Source organism: Pseudomonas sp. 9Ag (assembly GCF_902506445.1).
GTDB lineage: Bacteria > Pseudomonadota > Gammaproteobacteria > Pseudomonadales > Pseudomonadaceae > Stutzerimonas > Stutzerimonas stutzeri_AB.
Genome location: NZ_LR733836.1, coordinates 927859 through 948574, shown reverse-complemented (window position 1 = coordinate 948574; position 20716 = coordinate 927859). Strand labels below are relative to the sequence as shown.

Below are 20716 nucleotides of genomic sequence, written 5' to 3'. Positions count from 1 at the left end.
CTCGTTGGGCCCGTTACCGCTCTAGAACACCGACATCTGTCCATGCCTGCCTGACCGCCTGCGCCTCGCTGCTGCCGACGCCAAAACGGGTCAATGCGTTTTCGATGGTCAAGCCGGCGAACGCGATGAAATCCGCATGCCTGGCCAGTCTCTGATCGCAGAGCGTGTCGTACCAGATGCGCCCGGCCTTGTCCCAGGCGTAGCCGCCGAGGGCTTGGGCGGCGAGATAAAACGCGTGATTGGGAATGCCCGAGTTGAGGTGCACGCCGCCGTTGTCATCACGGGTGTCGATGAAGTCGCGCATGTGCCCTGGCTGCGGGTCCTTGCCCAACAGCGGATCGTCGTAGGCGCTGCCGGGATTGGCCATCGAGCGCAATGCCGAGCCCTTCACCTTGTCGGTCAGCAACTCGGCGCCAATCAGCCAGTCGGCCTGTTGAGCTGTCTGCTGGAGGCTGAACTGCCGGACCAGCACGCCGAACACATCGGATAGCGATTCGTTCAAGGCACCGGATTGATTGAGATACAGCAGCCCGGCTTCACTCTCGATGATGCCGTGGGCAAGCTCATGCGCCACCACATCCAGTGACAGCGTGAAGCGGTTGAATATCTCGCCGTCACCATCGCCGAAGACCATCTGCGCGCCGTTCCAGAAGGCGTTCTCGTAGCCAACACCGTAGTGCACCGTGCCGATAAGCGGAAAGCCATGGTTGTCGATCGAGTCGCGACCGAACACTTGCCAGAAACAAGCGTGGGTCTTGCCGAGCGCATCGTAGGCCTCGTCGACGGCCGAATCGCCCACTGGCGGCTGACCCTCGATTCTGGCCAGCACGCCCGGTAACAGCATCTGTTGCGCCGCATCGTGAATGCTACGGCGCGGCTCGCCCGGCCGACCTCGCTCAGGCAGCACGGTGACGCTTGGCTGTCGCTTGGGTGGCCCGGGATTGGGCAGCAGAGCGCGCACCTGTACCAGCGTTTCCTGGGCCCGCTCGCGCTGCCACTCCGAGCCGTGCGCAATGATCCGGTCGAGTATGTAGGGCGGAATGAAGCTGTGGCGCATGCTTGAATCGTGCATGGGCTCCCCTTCAGTCAGATCGTTTGCGGGCGTCTATTCAGATTAGGCTGCTTCAGGCGCTGCGATGTCGTGCCGGCTGTTTTCAATGTCTGCTTTGAGCAGGCTAGAGCAAAAGCCACAGTCGGCAAGCTGCATAGGGGTGCTTTGATTCGGCGGAGCGCAGAGAGGGAGTTCAGCCGATGATTGCGCTGTCGTTAGCGGCAAGCTGCGTCTCGGCGGGTGCGGTACCGTTGGTCAACGCTTCGATTGCCTGGTCGAGCTGCTTGATGCAGAGATCAATAGCCATTTGCCGCAAGGCCTCCGGCCACTCCTGGTCAGCAACCGGTTCGATCAAGTCCAAGATCTGAGAGTAGCCGACAAGCGTTCCATGCTTCATTTTCAGGGTTTCGCCAGCTGTAACAATGGTGAGCGGATCTCGCGAGGTGATGACCGCGCCAACATCGAGCAACGCGTCGACCTGTTCGCGGAGCGTATGGAGTACACGCTTGTCCTGAGCTGATTTCACATCAAAAGCCATCATCCGTGAAGGCGGCGGATTCTACTAAACGTGACGCGCATCACAATAAAAATATCGAGACCGGCGTGCTGATGCGAGCGCGCCCTTGCTTTGTTTGCGGGCTGACACATGGCGACGTCTGAGCGCTGAAACGCGCGTCATAGGAAGGAGATGCGCCTAGCTTCGCGGGAGGCACTGAACTCAGTTTGTCGGGTGTCGAGCTGACCCAAGCAAATCTCGATAGCGACCTGTTGTAGCTCCGCGGAGGACCACACATGCCTGGCAATGACTGCAACCAGGCTTCGAAGCCCGTTCTCGTTAAAAAGCTTTCCGTCACGCACCGTAAAGGTACATTCGTGAAAGTCTAAGATGATCGGACTGCGCCCGGTCAGGCTCGCTCCGGCGCTGAGCAGACAATCGATATGCTGGCGCAATCTATGGTTTTCACGGCGTTCAGAAAGCATAGGGGTTCCGGCCCAGCCGGCGATTAGCGCCGGCTGACCCTCAGCATCAGCTCGCCTGGCCTTGCCTGGCCGAGGCGCCGCTTTCCGGATTGTCTTCAAGCCCGGCTTCGATGGCTTCGTCGAGCTGATGGCAGCAGAGATCGGCAGCCATCTCGCGCAATGAATCCGGCCATTCCCCGTCGGTGGTCGGCTCAATCAATGCGAGGGATTTGTAATAGCTGATGAGCATGCCGTGGTCGACCCGAAGCACCTGTCCGCCATCGAGGAGGACGAGCGGATCCCGCTGAGTGATAACTGCGCCGTGCGTCAGAAGTACGTCGATATGTTTTCGCAGCGCATGAAGCTTCCGCTTTTCTTCCTTGAACTCACTCACGTCGTAACCCTCGACCTTGAAGGCGGCGAAGTCTAATCAACCCTTGATGGCACTTAAATAGCTAAATGCCACCACTCGCTTAGTTTTTTGCATGAACTGAGCATGTGTTGATCGACGTCATCCACCCGACCGGACAGACAGCGCACCAAGCTCTGCTACACCCGGCGTGTGAGGAGGTGTTAGGTATGGCACTGGGGAGGGAGGCCTGCCGGAAGAGTCCGGATAAAGCCGGGTGACGCTGGAGCCCAGGCGCGGCGCGGGGTCATCGGGCGGACCGACAGACGGGGCAGTGCNTTTTTGCTCCACATCGTCAAAGCGCATTCCTTCAAGCTTGTGCGGATGAGCATCCAGACGCTCATTAGCTATAGAGAGAAGTTGATCCTTCGTGACTTGCTTCATACGATCGCTCCTAGAATGCTGCGCACCAAACGATGCGCAGTGCCAAATAGGATACTAAGCATCCCTAGTCTGCAGTGCCAAACCAACCGTCAAACTGTGCCAAACTCGGCGCGCGCTTACACGGCGCCCAGCTTTCGTTTCGGCGGACGATAAAGCCATCTCGGCCAGATGCTTGCGTTGTCGCCGCCTTCTACCTCTATAATCCGCGCGCTTTTTCCGCTATTGAACCGGAGAACCACAATGCTGAAGCGCACCCTGGCAGCCGTTACCGGCCTTGCCCTTTCGTTGTCTATTGCCACCACCCATGCTGCCGACGTCCTTCGCGTATCGGCCATTCCCGACGAAGCCCCGACCGAGCTGATCCGCAAGTTCGAACCGCTGGGCGAATACCTCGAGAAAGAATTGGGCATGCCGGTCAAGTTCACCCCGGTTTCCGATTACGCTGCGGTGGTCGAATCCCTCGCGTCCGACCGCCTCGACCTGGCCTGGCTCGGCGGCTTCACGTTCGTCCAGACTCACCTGAAGACCGGCGATGCGATCCCGCTGGTACAGCGGGAACAGGACGAGAAATTCACCAGTAAATTCATCACTGCAGATCCTGAGGTCAAGACCCTGCAGGACCTCAAAGGCAAGACCTTTGCGTTTGGCTCCGTGTCTTCGACCTCGGGCAGCTTGATGCCGCGCTACTTCATGATCAAGGACGGCATCGATCCCGAGCAGTTCTTTAAACGCATCGCCTATTCCGGTGCGCACGACGCCACGGCGGCATGGGTCCAGGCTGGCAAGGCCGATGGTGGCGTACTCAATGCCTCGGTTTGGGACAAGCTGGTCGCGGCTGGCAAAGTCGATACCGACAAGGTGCGGGTAATCTCCACCACGCCGCCCTACTACGATTACAACTGGACCGTACGCGGCAACCTGGACCCGGCGCTGGTCCAGAAGATCAAAACCGCCTTCCTTCAGCTCGACCCGAAGAATCCGGAACACAAAAAGATTCTCGATCTGCAAGCGGCCACCCGTTTCATCGAAACCCGCCCGGAAAACTACGAAGGCATCGAGGAAGCTGCGCGCGCCGCTGGCCTGTTGAAGTGAGCCCAGCTAGCCGTAGCACCTCTGCCTTCCGTGTTTCTGAAGCCAGGGTAAGTGGGTGCGTTTGAATGAGTCATGCAACAACGTCTGCTGGCTTGCTCGAAAGTGATGAGTCTCCGGCCAAATCCGCCCTGCGGCTGGCCGGCGTCAGCTATCGCCATGCCGGTGGACAGCTCGCACTGCACGATATCGAGCTGCAGATCGCTCAAGGCGAGCGGGTTGCGCTGATCGGCCCCTCGGGCGCAGGCAAGACCACCTTGCTGCGCCTGCTTGCCACTCATCTAGAACCGGTCACTGGGCAACTGGACGTGCTCGGTGACCGCCCCTGGTCGCTTTCAGCAGGTGCCCGGCAGAAGCTGCGCTCACGTATCGGCCTGATTCACCAGGCGCCACCGCTGCCGCCACGGCAACGGGTGATCACCTCGGTGCTGGCCGGCCGGCTCGGCCAATGGTCACTTGTACGCAGCTTGCTCAGCCTGGTCTATCCGCTGGACAAGGATGGTGCTGCGCAGGCGCTGGGCAAGCTGGATCTGGCGGACAAACTCTATGCCCGTTGCGATCAGCTTTCTGGCGGGCAGCTGCAGCGAGTCGGCATCGCACGCGCGCTTTACCAAAGCCCGGAACTGATCCTGGCAGACGAGCCGGTCTCGGCGATGGACCCCGTGCTCGCTGCCTATTCACTGAATGTGCTCAACCGCGAGGTCATGAGCCGCCAGGCGACGCTACTGGCCAGCCTGCACGCCGTTGAGCTGGCACTGGAGCATTTTCCTCGGGTGATTGGCGTGCGCGATGGCCGCATCCTCTTTGACAAGCCGTCCAGCCAGGTAATGCCGGCCGAACTCGAAGCGCTCTATGCCAATGAGCAACTGGGCAGTGCGGCGGTCTTGCAGGCGATGCCCGGCCAACCTCTGCAAATCCCTCGATGCTGAACCCAGTCTTCACCCAGCGCGACCCCGCCGCCCACTCACGCCTGGTGCTGACCCTCGTGGCACTGGCGCTGCTGTGGCCGGGCTTGTCGTTGAGCGAACTGGATATCGGTGTGCTCTTCGATGGCAGCAACGCCGAGATCATGGCCAGTTTCCTGTCCGGATTCTGGCCTCCGGCTCATGATGCCGCGTTCTTGCGCCTGCTCGGGCGCGCAACATTGGAAACGCTCGCCATCGCGACCGCCGGCATGACTTTGGCCCTCGCCGTGGCCATCCCCTGCGCCCTGCTGGCGACCCGCGCCTTGTCGATCTCAGCGGTCAGCCGCGGCGGTCGTCCTCACTGGTGGGCGCAGGCGCTGCGTTGGCCAGTCAGAGGGCTGCTGATTCTGCTGCGCAGCGTCCCTGAGATCGTCTGGGCACTGCTCTTCGTCCGCGCCGTCGGGCTCGGGCCTACCGCAGGGGTACTGGCCATTGCCATCACCTATGCCGGCATGCTCGGCAAGGTCTATGCGGAAATTTTCGAGTCGGTCGATCCGCTGCCCACTCGCGCACTGATTGGCGCTGGCGGTTCGCGCCTGCAGGCCTTCGCCTATGGCGTGTTACCGCAGGCCACCGGCGAAATGCTCTCCTATACCGTCTACCGCTGGGAGTGCGCCATCCGCGCTTCCGTGGTGATGGGCTTCGTCGGCGCGGGTGGTTTGGGCCAGCAGATGGACCTGTCGATCCGCATGTTCGCCGGCGGCGAAGTGGCCAGCATGTTGCTGACCTTCCTCGTGCTGGTGCTGCTGGCCGACCTGCTCAGCCAGCAGCTGCGCCGGAGGTACGTCTGAAACCGCTCGCGCGCTACGCCCTGCCGCTGCTCCTGGTTATCGCAGTGCTCGGATCGTTTAGCTATCTGCAGCTCGAAGCCAGCACGTTGTTCAGCCGCGAAGGCCTCGCGCACATGGGCGAATACGCCACAGGTTTTCTCAGTCCCGACCTGTCGGCCCCGCACTTGCGCGCCATCGGTTACGGCGCGCTGGAAACCCTGGCGATGTCGGCCATCGGCACGCTTCTCGCGGCTGTGCTCGGGTTGATACTGGCGCTGCCAGCCGCCGGACGCTTCGGGTTTGTCGCCCAGGGCGCTTCACGGCTGCTGCTCAACGCGTTTCGTGCAATACCCGAACTCGTCTGGGCGGCGCTGATGGTGCTGGCGGCGGGTCTGGGACCGAATGCTGGCACCCTGGCCCTGGCGCTGCACACAGCCGGAGTGCTGGGTCGGCTGTTCGCCGAAGCGCTGGAAAATACCCCGAGCGCGCCCAGCGAGGCGTTGCGGCTGGCCGGCAGTGGGCGGATCGGTGCGTTCTGCTACGGCACCCTTCCGACGCTATGGCCGCAACTCATGGCCTATACGCTGTATCGCTGGGAGAACAACATCCGCATGGCCAGCGTGCTCGGCTTTGTCGGCGCTGGCGGCCTCGGACAGATGCTCTACATGAGCCTCAGCCTGTTCCAAGAGGCCCAGGCCTCGACAGTCATTCTGGCCATGCTGCTGATGGTACTGGCAGTCGATGCGTTGAGTGGCTGGGCGCGCCAGCGCTGGGTGCGCGGCTAGCGACTGACTTGAATCAGTGCAGGCTGGGCTTCGCTGCCCTTTCCTGCACCAGCACCCAGGGCGCAACGACAACGGCCCAGAGTGACGGATCGCGTTCAAGCCAGTCCTGGGCCTGTTCTGCCTCAAGCTTGCCAAGATGGCCTTCTGCCAGCCATGCGGTCACTTTTTCCCGATCATCCTCAGCGACCGCCTGTGCCGCTGCGATCAGATCAAAGTCACTGGCCACCCGCAGCAGCGCCCCACGAGCAAAGAACGGCTGCAGCTCCTGCCAGCTGATCGAGGCTGTTTCACCGAGAAGCTTGGCATAGAGAGTGCTTGAATCTTCGCTCATGAGGTTCACCCGGTATGAAAAGGGCGCAATGATAGCGTTCGGGTAAATCTCATCAACCGGATGGAATTCCTGACTGTGCAAACAGGTGCTGACGCTTCTACACTGTGCCGGTACAGTTGCCGTACCGTTTGGGGACGTTGAGCCCTTAACGACACTGCAGCCCGCAGGATCCAAACAATAATGATGCAAGTGGAGCACATATGAAGACCAAGCAGCGTCTTTCGAAACTATTCATGGCTATCGCTTTGACGGGTGCAGCGAGCTACACGCTGGCCGCCGACAACATCAAGATCGGCCTGGCCGGTCCGGTTACCGGGGCTGTCGCGCAGTACGGGGACATGCAGTTCATCGGTGCCCAGATGGCCATCGAACAAATCAACAAGGAAGGGGGCGTCAACGGTCAGCAGCTTGAAGGGATCGTCTATGACGACGCCTGCGACCCCAAGCAGGCCGTGGCAGTAGCTAACAAGATCGTTAACGACGAGGTCAGCTTCGTTGTAGGTCACCTCTGCTCCAGCTCCACCCAGCCGGCGTCCGACATTTACGAAGACGAAGGCATCCTGATGATTACCGCAGCGTCGACCAGCCCGGACATCACCTCTCGTGGCTACGAGTTGGTTTTCCGTACAATCGGTCTGGACAGCCTGCAGGGTCCGACTGCCGGTAACTTCATCGCTGACACCGTCAAGCCGAAGAATGTGGCTGTCATCCATGACAAGCAGCAGTACGGCGAAGGGATCGCGACCGCGGTCAAGGAAACCCTAGAGAAGAAAGGCGTCAAGGTTGGCCTGTTCGAAGGCATCAACGCTGGCGACAAAGACTTCTCTTCGATGATTTCCAAGCTCAAGCAAGAGAACGTGGACTTCGTCTACTACGGCGGCTACCACCCGGAACTGGGCCTGCTGCTGCGTCAAGCGAAGGAAAAGGGCCTGAACGTCCGCTTCATGGGCCCAGAAGGCGTAGGCAACAAGGAAATCTCCGCCATTGCCGGCCCGGCTTCCGAAGGCCTGCTGGTCACCCTGCCGAAGTCGTTCGATCAGGATCCGCGCAACCAGAAGCTGGTCGACGCATTCAAGGCGAAGAAGCAGGACCCGAGCGGCCCGTTCGTGTTCCCGGCCTACGCCGCTGTTCAAGTCATTGCCGAGGGTATCGAGAAAGCCGGCAGCACCGACACCGCCAAGGTGGCCGAAGCCCTGCGCAGCAACACCTTCGATACTCCGACCGGCAACCTTTCGTTCGACGAGAAGGGTGACCTGAAAGACTTCAACTTCGTGGTTTACGAATGGCACCAGGACGGCACCAAGACCGAAGCCAAGTGAACCTATAACCAACCGACCCAGAGCCCACGGCATCCGCCGTGGGCTTTGTTTTAGCTGATCGGAGCCAACCCGGCCACAAGCACGGGACGCCCAGCAACACTTTCAACCAAGCGAGTGGCCTGTAGAACTGGCCCGCCTCGACAGGTAGGTGCGTGATCCGCACCGAGTCCACGGCGCTGCATTCTCCCTGCAGCGTTTTCGAAGCAGGTCCGCATTGGCGGCAAGCACGGCTGCGGGTGTTCAGGAGAACGTAATGCCTGAGCTTTACCACTACTTCCAACAGCTGATCAACGGCCTGACCGTTGGCAGCACCTATGCCTTGATAGCCATCGGTTACACGATGGTCTACGGCATCATCGGCATGATCAACTTCGCCCACGGCGAGGTGTACATGATCGGGTCGTATGTCACCTTTATCGCCATCGTCGGGCTGACCATGATGGGGCTCGATTCGCTGCCGATCCTGATGATCGGCGCGTTCGCAGCCGCCATGATCGTCACCAGCGCCTATGGCTACAGCATCGAGCGGGTTGCTTATCGACCGCTACGGGGCAGCAACAGGCTGATCCCGTTGATCTCCGCGATCGGCATGTCGATCTTCCTGCAGAACGTCGTCCTGCTTTCCCAAGACTCCAAAGACAAGGCGATTCCCAACCTGATGCCCGGCAACTTCATCTTTGGTGAAAGCGCCATGAACGGGGTGGTGATTTCCTACATGCAGGTGTTGATCTTTGTCGTCACCATCATTGCCATGATGGGTCTGACGCTGTTCATCTCCCGCTCTCGCCTGGGCCGCGCCTGCCGTGCCTGCGCCGAAGATCTGAAGATGGCCAACCTGCTCGGCATCAACACCAACAGCATCATCGCCCTGACTTTCGTCATCGGCGCTGCGCTGGCGGCCGTTGCAGCCGTTCTGATCAGCATGCAATACGGCGTGATCAACCCGCACATCGGCTTCCTGGCCGGCATCAAAGCCTTTACTGCTGCGGTGCTTGGCGGTATCGGCAGCATCCCGGGCGCCATGCTCGGCGGTCTGGTGTTGGGTGTCGCCGAAGCGTTCGGCGCCGATATCTTTGGTGATCAATACAAGGATGTGGTCGCGTTCAGCCTGCTGGTACTGGTGCTGCTGTTCCGTCCGACCGGCATTCTCGGCCGTCCGGAGGTTGAAAAGGTATGACTCGCAATCTGCGCACCGCCTTTTTCAGCGCACTGCTGGTATTCGCTGTAGCGGTACCGGTGTTCGGCCTGAAACTCACCACCGTCGGCATTCGCCTCGAAGTTCATGGCAGCGACGCGACGACGTTCTGGATCATCGCGGCATGCGCCGTGGCCATGTTCTTCTGGCAGCTGTTCCGCCACCACGCGGCGGCCGGCTGGGCGGCGACCCCCAACCTACCGAGCATACCGGCTGGTGCGGGCAACTTCCTGACCCTGCCATCGACCCAGCGCTACATCATCATCGGCCTGATTCTGCTGGCGCTGGTGTGGCCGTTCTTCGGTTCACGCGGCGCGGTGGATATCGCCACGCTGATCCTGATCTACGTGATGCTCGGCCTCGGCTTGAATATCGTGGTCGGCCTGGCCGGCTTGCTGGATCTTGGTTACGTCGGGTTCTATGCCGTTGGCGCTTATACCTATGCCCTCCTCTCGCATTATTACGGGATCGGGTTCTGGGTCGCGTTGCCGATTGCCGGTGCCATGGCCGCGCTGTTCGGTTTCCTGCTGGGCTTCCCAGTGCTGCGTCTGCGCGGGGATTACTTGGCGATCGTGACCCTCGGCTTCGGTGAGATCATCCGTCTGTTGCTGCGTAACATGACCGATCTTACCGGCGGCCCCAATGGCATCAGCGGCATCGACAAACCAACACTGTTCGGCCTCTCGTTCGACCGTCGCGCTGCCGAGGGCATGCAGACGTTCCACGAGTTCTTCGGCTTAGAATATCAGTCGATCAACAAGGTGATCTTCCTCTATCTGATTGCCGTGCTGCTGGTGCTGCTGACACTGTTCGTCATCAACCGCCTGCTGCGTATGCCTATCGGCCGCGCCTGGGAAGCCTTGCGTGAAGATGAGATCGCCTGCCGTGCGCTGGGCATGAACCCCACCGTGATCAAGCTTTCCGCGTTCACCCTCGGTGCGACGTTCGCGGGCTTCGCCGGCAGCTTCTTCGCGGCGCGCCAGGGACTGGTGTCACCAGAATCGTTCACCTTCATCGAATCGGCCATCATCCTCGCCATCGTCGTACTGGGCGGCATGGGCTCGCAGCTGGGGGTGATTCTCGCCGCCATCGTGATGATCCTGCTGCCTGAACTGATGCGTGAGTTCAGCGAGTACCGCATGCTGATGTTCGGCGCCTTGATGGTGCTGATGATGATCTGGCGTCCGCAGGGGCTGCTGCCCATGCAACGCCCCCACATGGAGCTGAAGCGATGAGCCGCCCGATTCTCGAAGTAAGCGGCCTGACCATGCGCTTCGGCGGCCTTCTGGCCGTCAACGGGGTGGGCCTGACCGTACATGACAAACAAGTGGTCTCGATGATCGGCCCCAACGGTGCCGGCAAGACCACGGTATTCAACTGCCTGACCGGCTTCTACCAACCCACCGACGGCAAGATCCTGCTCGACGGCGAAGCGATCGAGGGCCTGCCCGGCCACAAGATTGCCCGCAAGGGCGTGGTGCGGACATTCCAGAATGTTCGCCTGTTCAAGGACATGACCGCCATCGAAAACTTGTTGGTCGCCCAACACCGGCACCTGAACACGGGCTTTCTGTCCGGCCTGTTGAAGACCAAGGCGTTTCGCAAGAGCGAGCGCCAGGCAATGGATTTCGCCGCGCACTGGCTCGATCAGGTCAACCTGACCGACATTGCCAACCGCCCGGCCGGCACCCTTGCCTATGGCCAACAGCGCCGTTTGGAAATCGCGCGCTGCATGATGACGCGTCCGCGCATCCTCATGCTCGACGAACCGGCGGCCGGTCTGAACCCGAAGGAAACCGAAGACCTGAAAGCGCTGATCGGCATGCTGCGTGACCAGCACAACGTGACGGTTCTGCTCATTGAGCACGACATGAAGCTGGTCATGAGCATCTCCGACCATATCGTGGTGATCAACCAGGGCTGTCCGCTGGCTGACGGCACGCCGGAGCAGATTCGTGACAATCCGGACGTGATCAAAGCCTATCTGGGAGAGGCGTAACCATGCTGTATTTCGAAAACGTCTCGACCTTTTACGGCAAGATCCAAGCGCTGCATAACGTCAACGTCGAAGTCCGCAAGGGCGAGATCGTCACCCTGATCGGCGCCAACGGCGCCGGCAAGTCGACCCTGCTGATGACGCTTTGCGGTACGCCCATGGCATCCGAAGGCAGCATCCGCTTCGAGGGCGAGGAGCTGGTCGGCAAGCAAACCTTCGACATCATGCGCAAGGACATTGCCGTGGTGCCCGAAGGGCGGCGCATCTTTGCTCGGCTGACGGTCGAGGAAAATCTGGCCATGGGTGGGTTCTTCACCAATAAGGCGGACTTCCAGGAGCAGTTGGACAAGGTGCTGTTGCTGTTCCCGCGACTCAAGGAGCGTTTCCAGCAGCGTGGTGGCACCATGTCCGGAGGTGAGCAACAGATGCTCGCCATTGCCCGTGCATTGATGAGCAAGCCCAAGCTGTTGCTGCTTGACGAGCCGTCGTTGGGCCTGGCGCCTATCATCATTCAGCAGATCTTCGACATCATCGAACAGCTGCGCAGAGATGGCGTAACCATCTTCCTGGTCGAGCAGAACGCCAACCAGGCGCTCAAGCTGGCCGACCGGGCTTATGTGCTGGAGAACGGCCACATCGTCATGCAGGGAAGCGGTGAGGAGCTGCTGGTCAACCCCAAGGTTCGCGACGCCTACCTGGGCGGCTGAATCGAGGCAAACGAAGGAGCCGGGCAAATGCCCGGCTTTTTCATGCGCGCATGCAGGGGATGACAAGCGAGGGCCGAGCCTTTATCGTGCTCTGCGTCGCGTCTTTCCTGACCCCCATCTGGGCGTCCCGACGAGACCCCTGGATCAGCAGACAGGGCATAACTGAGCTGGCTCATTTCTGAACTCAACTCAGGAGAAGCCGGCCATGACTGCCAGCCGTATCTGGATCAAGAACCCCCTCGCCCTCTACACCGCCAACGATCAGAAAGCCCCCGGCGGGCTGGTGATCGAGAGAGGCGTGATTGTCGAAATGCTCGACGCCGGGCAATCGCCCTCGACGCCTGTCGACAGCACCTTCGATGCCCGTGAGCACGTCGTGCTGCCAGGGCTGATAAACACGCACCACCACTTCTATCAGACCCTCACGCGAGCCTGGGGCCCCGTGGTCAATCAGCCCCTGTTCCCCTGGCTGAAGACGCTCTATCCGGTCTGGGCACGCCTGACGCCGGATCGTCTGGCGCTCGCCAGCAAGGTCGCGCTCGCCGAACTGCTGCTGTCCGGCTGTACCACCGCGGCCGATCACCACTACCTGTTCCCGGATGGCTTGGAAAACGCCATTGACGTGCAGATCGACGTCGTTCGAGAGCTGGGCATGCGCGCCATGCTGACCCGCGGCTCCATGAGCCTGGGTGAAGCCGACGGTGGGCTTCCACCGCAACACACCGTGCAGACGGCCGAAGCAATCCTTGAGGACAGCGAACGGTTGATCGGCCGCTATCACGAGCGCGGCGCCGGCGCGCAGATCCAGATCGGTCTTGCGCCCTGCTCGCCTTTTTCGGTTACACCGGAAATCATGCGCGCCAGCGCCGCTCTGGCTGAACACCACGACGTGCGCCTGCACACACACCTGGCCGAAACCCTGGACGAAGAAGAGTTCTGCCTGCAGCGCTTTGGCCTGCGCACGGTGGATTATCTGGACAGCGTCGGCTGGCTATCGGAGCGCACTTGGCTGGCGCATGGCATTCACTTCAACGAGGACGAAATTGCCCGCCTCGGCGCGGCCGGTACCGGCATTTGCCATTGCCCATGCTCCAACATGCGGCTGGCTTCCGGCATTTGCCCAACCGTGGCGTTGGAAGCGGCAGGCGCGCCAATCGGGCTTGGCGTGGATGGTTCGGCCTCCAACGACGCCTCCAACATGATTCTTGAAGCCAGGCAGGCGCTATACATCCAGCGCCTGCGCTACGGTGCAGAAGAGATCACGCCTGAGCGGGCCCTGGGTTGGGCCACGCGCGGTTCAGCACGGCTGCTGGGTCGTCACGATGTGGGTGAATTGGCGGTGGGCAAGCAGGCCGATCTGGCTCTTTTCAAGCTCGACGAGCTGCGTTTTTCCGGTAGCCACGACCCGATCTCCGCGCTGCTGCTGTGCGGCGCTGACCGGGCCGACCGGGTGATGGCGGGTGGACAGTGGCGGGTGGTCGACGGCCAGATCGAAGGCCTCGACGTGGCCGGACTGATCGCCAACCACAGCCAGGCGGCACGCGAACTGATCGCGGGCTAGTCCCAACGCTGAGGTTTCGCTCAAAAGACTGGCGAGTCGTATGACCGGCGAGCAGCGACGCTCGCCGGCGTCAGGACTGAGCAGTCAGCTTCTCAGTTCTTCGATTCGCCAATTTTGAGCGCAAACACGCCCGTCAAAAGCAAACTGCCGCGCCAGGGCCGACGGCCAGTTTGCTCAGGCGCGACTAGGCATGCGGCGCTGGGCGCAGCGCCTTGGCCATGCATTGCAGAGCCTCACGCGGCCCACCGCAAATCAGCGTAGCGGGCACAGCCAGCATCAAGTTCACGGGCAGGTCGAACGCTTCCAGTTGCAGCCCATCGCAATCGAGACCGGACACGCCACAAAGCTGTGGATGCTGGCGCTGCAGACGCTCGGCATAGCTGCCCTCCCCGTCCAGATAGCCATAGATCGGCTTGCCCTGAGCGGCGGCATAACCGACTTCGAAACTGGTGCCGCTGTCCGGCTCACCACCGCGAAAGAAGTTCAGATCGGCAAGCACCGCATCGGCCTGACCGAGCAATTCCAGATTGGCCCGGTAGATCCAGGCCGCCTGCTCACGCGGCAACTCGATCTCGTTCGGCACCTGCTTATCCAGCGGATACAGACCGATGAAGCCGAACTCGGCACACAAGGCCTTGAGCCGCTCACCATGCTCAATGGCATCAGGCCGAAATACAGCGGGGCCAGCGAGATAGATGCGCAACGTCATTGAGGTTCCATCCTGCTGAGCGGGGTCACAGCCCGATCAGCGAAAGCATGATGAAGGTAGCGAACAGCACGAAGTGGGTCATGCCCTCGATCGCGTTGGTTTCGCCGTCGTTCAGGTTGATAGCCGCGACGATGATGGTGATCAACACCATGGTTGTCTGCACCGGCGTCATCGCCATCTGAAATGGCTGGCCACTATACAGCGCCATGGCCTCCATGATTGGGACCGTCAGGATCACCGTGGACAGCGAGGCGCCAAGCGCAATGTTGACCACTGCCTGCATACGGTTGGCCAACGCGGCGCGCAAGGCGGTCAGAATTTCCGGCGCGGCCGCGATAGCTGCCACCAACAGGGCTGCGAGCATAGGCGGTGCACCGGTTCCGACCAGGCTCACCTTCATCGTCTGCGACATCACCTCGGCCAGCGCGCCAATGATCACCACGCCGACACAGAGCATGGCGATCGATGGCCCGGCACTGCCTGACGCCTGGGTAGTTGCCGGGTGCTCGTTGCGGCGACGCTTCTTCTCCGGGTAGCTATAGCTGAAGAAGTAACTGTGCGCGCCAACCTGCATCCGCAGAAACACGCCGTACAGCAGTAGCATCGCGCCAATGGTAAAGGCCGAGTACAGACGCCAGTCTTCCTGCGGAATGAACTCAGGAACGACCATAGAGACGCCCATCGCGGTGAGGATCATCACGCTGTAGGTCCGCGCGGAATCGTCGTTGTAGGGTTGCTCGCCGTGCCGCAGCCCGCCCATCAGCGCAGCCAGCCCGAGAATGCCATTGAGGTCGAGCATTACCGCTGCGTAGATGGTGTCACGCACCAGGGTCGGTGAAGGCTCGTGCGACATCATGATGCCGAGGATGACGACCTCCACCAGCACGGCCGAAAGCGTGAGAATCATGGTTCCGTAGGGGTCACCGACCTTTTCGGCAAGCACTTCGGCATGGTGAGCGACGCGTACCGAGGCCAACACGATGACCAGCACAAGCACCGCCGTGCTGATCATCGCAATCGTGCGGCCACCGTGCAGAAGGCTCTCTTCAAACACGTACGCCAGCACTGCTACCAGGAGCGCGACGATGAGGTAGGTCTCGTCTTTGAGTCTCTGCAACATCTTGTAATTCTCTTGGGGCCTGAAGCTCCGACGCACCAAGCCCTGGCAAATATCCCCATCCGTGCGCCTAACCGGATCGGCGGCGACCAATACAGTTATTGAAGGCGGCCAGATTCTCAGGCAGCTTCGGTAGTTGTCCTATTGGTCAGCTTTTTGCATCCAATTTGGTGATGGTTGAACTTGGTGGCGTATGCGGCATAACGGAGGGCCGGTCGCAGCAGTCCATCCCAATAGCGCTCCCAGCTGCGCCGAATCCCACGCCTGTCGTCGCAAGCAGCAGGAGCAGCCAGCCTGAGCCACACTCTAGGCATGCTCGGCCCGGCTTTGTGGCGGCAATCGGGGTCAGTCAGGAACGGTCCATCGGACGCATTGACTTTTGAGTCAGTAATTTCTTGACCGAAAAGTCAGATAACGCTAATTTCCACCGCCAGAGCCCAGAACAAAAACGCCCCGGAGGCCCGCCTTGATCCAGTTTCTTCTCAATCGAGAACTGCGCCGTGAGCAGACACTCGATCCGAATACCACCGTGTTGGAATACCTGCGCGAATACCGCGGTAAATCCGGCACCAAAGAAGGCTGCGCTTCCGGAGACTGCGGTGCCTGCACCGTCGTGGTCGGAGAGCTGGACGGAGATCGCCTGCGCTACCGCACGCTCAATTCCTGCCTGACCTTCGTCTCCGCCTTGCACGGCAAGCAGCTGATCACCGTCGAAGACCTCAAGCACCAGGGCCAGCTGCACAGCGTCCAGCAAGCCATGGTCGATTGCCACGGCTCGCAGTGCGGCTTCTGCACGCCCGGCTTCGTCATGAGCCTGTTTGCCTTGCAAAAATCAGCGGATGGGTACGACAAGGCCGACACCCACGAAGCCCTGGCCGGCAACCTCTGCCGCTGCACCGGCTACCGCCCGATTCTGGAAGCCGCGGAGCAGGCCTGTTGCGGCAAGCAGCCGGACCAATTCGATGCGCGCGAAGCCGATACCATCGCCCAGCTGAAAGCCATCGCACCCAGCGAAACCGCCGAGCTGAACAGCGGCGACAAGCGCTGTCTGTCGCCACTGACCGTAGGTGATCTGGCCGATATCTACAGCGCCAACCCGGACGCACGCCTGCTGGCCGGCGGCACCGACCTTGCGCTTGAAGTCACCCAGTTCCACCGCGAATTGCCGGTGATGATTTACGTCGGCCACATTGCCGAGATGAAGAAAGTCGAGGTCACCGACAAGGGCATCGAGATCGGCGCAGCCACACCGCTGACCGATTGCTATGAAGTGCTGGCAGAGGAATACCCGGACTTCGGCGAGTTGCTGCACCGCTTCGCCTCTTTGCAGATCCGCAACCAGGGCACCCTCGGTGGCAACATCGGCAACGCGTCGCCCATTGGCGATTCGCCACCCCTTCTGATCGCGCTGGGTGCCCAGGTGGTGCTGCGCAAAGGAACCAACAGCCGCACCCTGCTGCTGCAGGATTACTTCATCGACTACAAGGTCACCGCTCGCGAGCAAGGTGAATTCATCGAGAAAATCATCGTGCCACGCGCCCAGCCGAATCGAGTGTTCCGTGCCTACAAAGTCTCCAAGCGCCTGGACGATGACATCTCTGCCGTCTGTGCGGCATTTGACCTGAAGCTCGAAGACGGCCTGATCGACGATGCCCGCGTCGCCTTTGGCGGTATGGCAGCCATTCCGAAACGCGCAGTGGCTTGCGAGCGTGCGCTGATCGGCGCGCCTTTCAATGCCGACACCATCGAGCGGGCCTGTGAAGCGCTGGAACAGGACTTCACGCCACTGACCGACTTCCGTGCCAGCCGCGAATACCGCCTGCTGGTCGCACAGAACCTGCTGCGCAAATGCTTCCTTGAGCAACAAAGCCCGGAAGCCGAGACAAGGGTGACCGCATATGCATAAGCCAACCAAAACCCAAGAAGAAATCGCCGCCCTGTTCAAACAGGACCTGGTCACCGGCGTCGGCCGCAGCGTCAAGCACGACAGCGCGCCCAAGCATGTCACTGGCGAGGCGGTGTACGTCGATGACCGTCTGGAATTCCCCAATCAGCTGCACATCTATGCCCGCATGAGCGACCGCGCCCATGCCCGAATCGTGCGCATCGACACGGCCCCTTGCTACGCCGTACCCGGTGTTGCGATCGCCATCACTGCGCAGGACGTGCCGGGTCAGCTGGACATTGGCGCAGTTATGCCCGGTGACCCGCTGCTGGCCGACGGCAAGGTCGAATATGTCGGCCAGCCGGTGATTGCCGTCGCTGCCGACAGCCTGGAAACCGCACGTAAAGCGGCCATGGCCGCGATCATTGAGTACGAAGATCTGGAACCGGTGATCGACGTCGTCGATGCCTTGCGCAAAAAGCACTTCGTACTCGACAGCCACACCCACAAGCGTGGCGATTCGACCAGCGCACTGGCGAGCGCCCCGCGTCGCCTGCAAGGCAGCTTGCACATCGGCGGGCAGGAACATTTCTACCTGGAAACCCAGGTCTCTTCGGTGATGCCCACCGAGGACGGCGGCATGATCGTCTACACCTCGACGCAGAACCCCACCGAGGTGCAGAAGCTGGTCTCCGAGGTGCTCGGCGTCTCGATGAACAAGATCGTCATCGACATGCGCCGCATGGGCGGCGGCTTCGGCGGCAAGGAGACCCAGGCCGCCGGCCCCGCGTGCATGTGCGCCGTGATCGCGCACCTCACCGGCCGGCCAACCAAGATGCGTCTGCCACGCATGGAAGACATGACCATGACCGGCAAGCGCCACCCCTTCTATGTCGAGTACGACGTCGGCTTCGATGATGACGGCCTGCTGCACGGCATCGAGATCGACCTGGCCGGCAACTGCGGCTACTCGCCGGATCTTTCAGGCTCCATCGTCGACCGCGCCATGTTCCACTCCGACAACGCCTACTACCTGGGCGACGCCACCATCAACGGTCATCGCTGCAAGACCAACTTGGCGTCGAACACCGCCTACCGCGGCTTCGGCGGCCCGCAAGGCATGGTCGCCATCGAAGAGATCATGGATACGGTCGCGCGCGAGCTGGGCAAGGACCCGCTGGATGTGCGCAAGCGCAACTACTACGGCAAGACCGAGCGCAACGTCACGCCTTACTACCAGATGGTCGAGCACAACATGCTCGAGGAAATGACCGCAGAGCTCGAGGCCAGCAGCGAGTATGCAAAGCGCCGCGAAGAGATCCGCGCGTTCAATGCCAAGAGCCCGATCCTGAAGAAAGGCCTGGCGCTGACGCCGGTGAAGTTCGGCATCAGCTTTACCGCCAGCTTCCTCAATCAGGGCGGCGCGCTGGTGCACGTTTACACCGATGGCAGCATCCACCTGAACCACGGCGGCACCGAGATGGGCCAGGGCCTGAACACCAAGGTCGCGCAGGTCGTGGCCGAAGTGTTCCAGGTGGATATCGACCGCATCCAGATCACCGCGACCAACACCGATAAAGTGCCGAACACCTCGCCAACCGCTGCTTCCAGCGGCACCGACCTGAATGGCAAGGCAGCGCAAAACGCGGCGCAAACCATCAAGCAGCGCCTGATCGAGTTTGCCGCAAGGCACTTCAAAGTCACTGAAGAGGATGTGGAGTTCAAGAACGGCCAGGTGCGCATCCGTGACCAGTACGTCTCCTTCGACGAGCTGATCCAGCAGGCGTATTTCGGCCAGGTCTCGCTGTCGTCCACCGGCTTCTACCGCACGCCGAAGATCTACTACGACCGCAGCCAGGCACGCGGCCGGCCGTTCTATTACTTCGCCTATGGCGCCGCGTGCTCGGAAGTAATCGTCGACACCCTGACCGGCGAGTACAAGATGCTGCGCAGCGACATTCTGCATGACGTCGGCGCCTCGCTGAACCCAGCCATCGATATCGGCCAGGTAGAAGGCGGCTTCGTCCAAGGCATGGGCTGGCTGACCATGGAAGAGCTGGTGTGGAACGACAAGGGCAAGCTGATGACCAGCGGCCCAGCCAGCTACAAGGTGCCAGCCGTGGCAGACATGCCGCTGGATCTGCGGGTCAAGCTGGTAGAGAACCGCAAGAACCCCGAGGACACGGTGTTCCATTCCAAGGCCGTCGGTGAACCGCCGTTCATGCTCGGTATTTCGGTCTGGTGTGCGATCAAGGATGCCGTCGCCAGCCTGGCCGACTACAAGGCTCAACCGAAGATCGACGCGCCTGCGACGCCCGAGCGGGTGCTGTGGGGTGTGGAACAGATGCGCAAGTTGAAGCAACACGCAGGCGCGCCTGCGACAACGGAGACCACGCCGGCCTGACGTAGGGTGGACACGCTTTGCTTGTCCACCTTCGGCGCAACATGATGTTTTCGGTGGAAGACGCTTCGCGGTCTTCCACCCTACGAAGGACAGAGCCATGAGCAATACCGCCTGGATCGAAGCACTCGCCGACCTGCAGCAACAAGGCGAACCCTGCGTGCTGGTCACCATCATCGAAGAGCGCGGCTCGACGCCACGCAATGCCGGCTCGAAGATGGTGGTCAGCCGCAAGCGCCTGTACGACACCATCGGCGGCGGCCATCTGGAATACAAGGCACAGGCAATTGCGCGGGAGATGCTTGAAAACCGCGTGCGTGATACGCGGCTGGAACGCTTTTCCCTGGGCGCGAGCCTCGGCCAGTGCTGTGGCGGCGCCACCGTGCTGCTGTTCGAACCCATGGGCCAACCGCAGGCGCATATCGCGGTGTTCGGTGCCGGCCACGTTGGCCGCGCACTGGTGCCGCTACTTGCCAATCTGCCGTGCAAGGTGCGCTGGATCGATTCGCGCGAAAGCGAATTCCCGGCCCATATTCCTGCGGGCGTGGAGAAAGTGGTCAACGACGAGGTGGTCGACGAGGTGGCCGAGATGCCGGCAGGCAGCTACTTCATCGTTATGACGCACAACCATCAACTCGACCTGGAGCTGACCGCGGCCATCCTCGAACGCAACGATTTCACCTACTACGGGCTGATCGGCTCGAAGAGCAAGCGCGCCAAGTTCGAACACCGTCTGCGCGACCGCGGCTTCCAGCCCGACACCGTGCAACGCATGCGCTGCCCGATGGGTATCGCCGAAGTGAAGGGAAAGCTGCCGGTCGAAATTGCGGTATCCATCGCTGGCGAAGTGATCGCCACCTACAACGCCCATTTCGGTGAAAAGAGCGGTGAGAAAGCCGCGGACGGCGCGAAGCCGGTGCCCATGCTGGTGCCCGCCTCGCGCCGCTCGCAGAACGGCTGATCGAGCCGCGCCTTTTTTGTGAGAAGCGCCCCCGCGTTTAGCCGAATACAAGTCGGTTAAACGCTCCGCCTCGATGCGGCCTTCCACATCGACGAATGTCCTCTACACAATGATTCCGAGA

The 20716-nt window shown here is 61.1% G+C and carries 19 protein-coding genes; 13 read left to right on the top strand and 6 right to left on the bottom strand.

From position 1 onward, the window contains the following. Nucleotides 1-13: 13 nt before the first annotated feature. From ALTERO38_RS04355 to ALTERO38_RS04345, 3 genes are all read right to left on the bottom strand, one after another. Nucleotides 14-1072 carry a M4 family metallopeptidase gene (locus tag ALTERO38_RS04355; RefSeq protein ID WP_159967402.1) on the bottom strand — a complete coding sequence of 353 codons (1059 nt, stop codon included), beginning with the start codon at nucleotides 1070-1072 and terminating at the stop codon, nucleotides 14-16. Nucleotides 1073-1244: 172 nt separating this feature from the next. Further along, a complete protein-coding gene (locus ALTERO38_RS04350; RefSeq protein WP_159967401.1) occupies nucleotides 1245-1577 on the bottom strand; it encodes a hypothetical protein in 333 nt (110 codons plus the stop codon). 501 nt (nucleotides 1578-2078) lie between these two features. After that, nucleotides 2079-2405 (bottom strand): hypothetical protein, encoded by a 327-nt coding sequence (locus ALTERO38_RS04345; RefSeq protein ID WP_159967400.1) that lies wholly within the window; start codon nucleotides 2403-2405, stop codon nucleotides 2079-2081. Between the two features lie 639 nt (nucleotides 2406-3044). Here ALTERO38_RS04345 and ALTERO38_RS04340 point away from each other — a divergent pair. The 4 genes from ALTERO38_RS04340 (at nucleotide 3045) to phnE (ending at nucleotide 6413) form a co-directional block, all read left to right on the top strand. Then, nucleotides 3045-3896, top strand: coding sequence for a putative selenate ABC transporter substrate-binding protein (locus tag ALTERO38_RS04340; protein WP_102834986.1), 852 nt, complete (start codon nucleotides 3045-3047; stop codon nucleotides 3894-3896). A 65-nt stretch (nucleotides 3897-3961) separates the two neighbouring features. Then, entirely contained in the window at nucleotides 3962-4822 is an 861-nt protein-coding gene (locus ALTERO38_RS04335; RefSeq protein ID WP_159967399.1) for a phosphonate ABC transporter ATP-binding protein, read from the top strand. Beyond that, on the top strand, nucleotides 4816-5649 hold the full coding sequence (locus ALTERO38_RS04330; protein ID WP_102834988.1) for an ABC transporter permease: 834 nt from the start codon (nucleotides 4816-4818) through the stop codon (nucleotides 5647-5649). The genes ALTERO38_RS04335 and ALTERO38_RS04330 overlap by 7 nt, the downstream gene beginning before the upstream one ends. Continuing rightward, nucleotides 5646-6413: a phosphonate ABC transporter, permease protein PhnE gene (gene phnE / locus ALTERO38_RS04325; protein WP_159969629.1), complete on the top strand. Its 768-nt coding sequence runs from the start codon at nucleotides 5646-5648 to the stop codon at nucleotides 6411-6413. The genes ALTERO38_RS04330 and phnE overlap by 4 nt, the downstream gene beginning before the upstream one ends. A 13-nt stretch (nucleotides 6414-6426) precedes the next feature. On the opposite strand, the gene ALTERO38_RS04320 is transcribed toward phnE, so the two are convergent. Further along, nucleotides 6427-6744 (bottom strand): DUF2288 domain-containing protein, encoded by a 318-nt coding sequence (locus ALTERO38_RS04320; protein ID WP_159967398.1) that lies wholly within the window; start codon nucleotides 6742-6744, stop codon nucleotides 6427-6429. A 200-nt stretch (nucleotides 6745-6944) separates the two neighbouring features. Here ALTERO38_RS04320 and ALTERO38_RS04315 point away from each other — a divergent pair, with 200 nt between their 5' ends. From ALTERO38_RS04315 to ALTERO38_RS04290, 6 genes are all read left to right on the top strand, one after another. Continuing rightward, nucleotides 6945-8063 (top strand): branched-chain amino acid ABC transporter substrate-binding protein, encoded by a 1119-nt coding sequence (locus ALTERO38_RS04315; protein ID WP_102834999.1) that lies wholly within the window; start codon nucleotides 6945-6947, stop codon nucleotides 8061-8063. Between the two features lie 253 nt (nucleotides 8064-8316). Further along, nucleotides 8317-9240, top strand: coding sequence for a high-affinity branched-chain amino acid ABC transporter permease LivH (gene livH, locus ALTERO38_RS04310; RefSeq protein WP_045425061.1), 924 nt, complete (start codon nucleotides 8317-8319; stop codon nucleotides 9238-9240). Continuing rightward, nucleotides 9237-10493 (top strand): high-affinity branched-chain amino acid ABC transporter permease LivM, encoded by a 1257-nt coding sequence (locus ALTERO38_RS04305; RefSeq protein WP_148924537.1) that lies wholly within the window; start codon nucleotides 9237-9239, stop codon nucleotides 10491-10493. The genes livH and ALTERO38_RS04305 overlap by 4 nt, the downstream gene beginning before the upstream one ends. Further along, a complete protein-coding gene (gene livG / locus ALTERO38_RS04300) occupies nucleotides 10490-11257 on the top strand; it encodes a high-affinity branched-chain amino acid ABC transporter ATP-binding protein LivG (RefSeq protein ID WP_159967397.1) in 768 nt (255 codons plus the stop codon). The genes ALTERO38_RS04305 and livG overlap by 4 nt, the downstream gene beginning before the upstream one ends. A gap of 2 nt (nucleotides 11258-11259) precedes the next feature. Beyond that, nucleotides 11260-11961, top strand: a complete 702-nt coding sequence (locus ALTERO38_RS04295; protein WP_102835002.1) for an ABC transporter ATP-binding protein — start codon at nucleotides 11260-11262, stop codon at nucleotides 11959-11961. Between the two features lie 205 nt (nucleotides 11962-12166). Further along, nucleotides 12167-13522 carry an 8-oxoguanine deaminase gene (locus tag ALTERO38_RS04290; RefSeq protein WP_159967396.1) on the top strand — a complete coding sequence of 452 codons (1356 nt, stop codon included), beginning with the start codon at nucleotides 12167-12169 and terminating at the stop codon, nucleotides 13520-13522. A gap of 184 nt (nucleotides 13523-13706) precedes the next feature. On the opposite strand, the gene ALTERO38_RS04285 is transcribed toward ALTERO38_RS04290, so the two are convergent. Together ALTERO38_RS04285 and ALTERO38_RS04280 are read right to left on the bottom strand one after the other, a co-directional pair. Continuing rightward, nucleotides 13707-14231, bottom strand: coding sequence for a nucleoside 2-deoxyribosyltransferase (locus ALTERO38_RS04285; RefSeq protein WP_102835004.1), 525 nt, complete (start codon nucleotides 14229-14231; stop codon nucleotides 13707-13709). A 25-nt stretch (nucleotides 14232-14256) separates the two neighbouring features. Continuing rightward, nucleotides 14257-15351, bottom strand: coding sequence for a calcium:proton antiporter (locus ALTERO38_RS04280; RefSeq protein WP_159967395.1), 1095 nt, complete (start codon nucleotides 15349-15351; stop codon nucleotides 14257-14259). A 463-nt stretch (nucleotides 15352-15814) separates the two neighbouring features. On the opposite strand from ALTERO38_RS04280, the gene xdhA reads away from it, so the two are divergent. The 3 genes from xdhA to xdhC all read left to right on the top strand — a co-directional run bounded on the left by xdhA (nucleotide 15815) and on the right by xdhC (nucleotide 20595). Beyond that, entirely contained in the window at nucleotides 15815-17254 is a 1440-nt protein-coding gene (gene xdhA / locus ALTERO38_RS04275) for a xanthine dehydrogenase small subunit (protein ID WP_159967394.1), read from the top strand. Continuing rightward, complete coding sequence (xdhB, locus tag ALTERO38_RS04270; protein WP_159967393.1) at nucleotides 17247-19637, top strand: xanthine dehydrogenase molybdopterin binding subunit; 2391 nt, start codon at nucleotides 17247-17249, stop codon at nucleotides 19635-19637. The genes xdhA and xdhB overlap by 8 nt, the downstream gene beginning before the upstream one ends. A 97-nt stretch (nucleotides 19638-19734) precedes the next feature. Next, nucleotides 19735-20595, top strand: coding sequence for a xanthine dehydrogenase accessory protein XdhC (gene xdhC / locus ALTERO38_RS04265; protein ID WP_159967392.1), 861 nt, complete (start codon nucleotides 19735-19737; stop codon nucleotides 20593-20595). Nucleotides 20596-20716: the final 121 nt, after the last annotated feature.

Bases quoted from the DNA above. Each gene is read 5' to 3' on its own strand.
- ALTERO38_RS04315 (WP_102834999.1), top strand. From the start codon at position 6,945: ATGAAGACCAAGCAGCGTCTTTCGAAACTATTCATGGCTATCGCTTTG.
- ALTERO38_RS04355 (WP_159967402.1), bottom strand. From the start codon at position 1,072: ATGCACGATTCAAGCATGCGCCACAGCTTCATTCCGCCCTACATACTC.
- livG (WP_159967397.1), top strand. From the start codon at position 10,490: ATGAGCCGCCCGATTCTCGAAGTAAGCGGCCTGACCATGCGCTTCGGC.
- ALTERO38_RS04290 (WP_159967396.1), top strand. From the start codon at position 12,167: ATGACTGCCAGCCGTATCTGGATCAAGAACCCCCTCGCCCTCTACACC.
- ALTERO38_RS04285 (WP_102835004.1), bottom strand. From the start codon at position 14,231: ATGACGTTGCGCATCTATCTCGCTGGCCCCGCTGTATTTCGGCCTGAT.
- ALTERO38_RS04295 (WP_102835002.1), top strand. From the start codon at position 11,260: ATGCTGTATTTCGAAAACGTCTCGACCTTTTACGGCAAGATCCAAGCG.
- ALTERO38_RS04280 (WP_159967395.1), bottom strand. From the start codon at position 15,351: ATGTTGCAGAGACTCAAAGACGAGACCTACCTCATCGTCGCGCTCCTG.
- ALTERO38_RS04330 (WP_102834988.1), top strand. From the start codon at position 4,816: ATGCTGAACCCAGTCTTCACCCAGCGCGACCCCGCCGCCCACTCACGC.
- ALTERO38_RS04305 (WP_148924537.1), top strand. From the start codon at position 9,237: ATGACTCGCAATCTGCGCACCGCCTTTTTCAGCGCACTGCTGGTATTC.
- ALTERO38_RS04340 (WP_102834986.1), top strand. From the start codon at position 3,045: ATGCTGAAGCGCACCCTGGCAGCCGTTACCGGCCTTGCCCTTTCGTTG.
- ALTERO38_RS04335 (WP_159967399.1), top strand. From the start codon at position 3,962: ATGAGTCATGCAACAACGTCTGCTGGCTTGCTCGAAAGTGATGAGTCT.
- livH (WP_045425061.1), top strand. From the start codon at position 8,317: ATGCCTGAGCTTTACCACTACTTCCAACAGCTGATCAACGGCCTGACC.
- xdhB (WP_159967393.1), top strand. From the start codon at position 17,247: ATGCATAAGCCAACCAAAACCCAAGAAGAAATCGCCGCCCTGTTCAAA.
- ALTERO38_RS04320 (WP_159967398.1), bottom strand. From the start codon at position 6,744: ATGAGCGAAGATTCAAGCACTCTCTATGCCAAGCTTCTCGGTGAAACA.
- xdhC (WP_159967392.1), top strand. From the start codon at position 19,735: ATGAGCAATACCGCCTGGATCGAAGCACTCGCCGACCTGCAGCAACAA.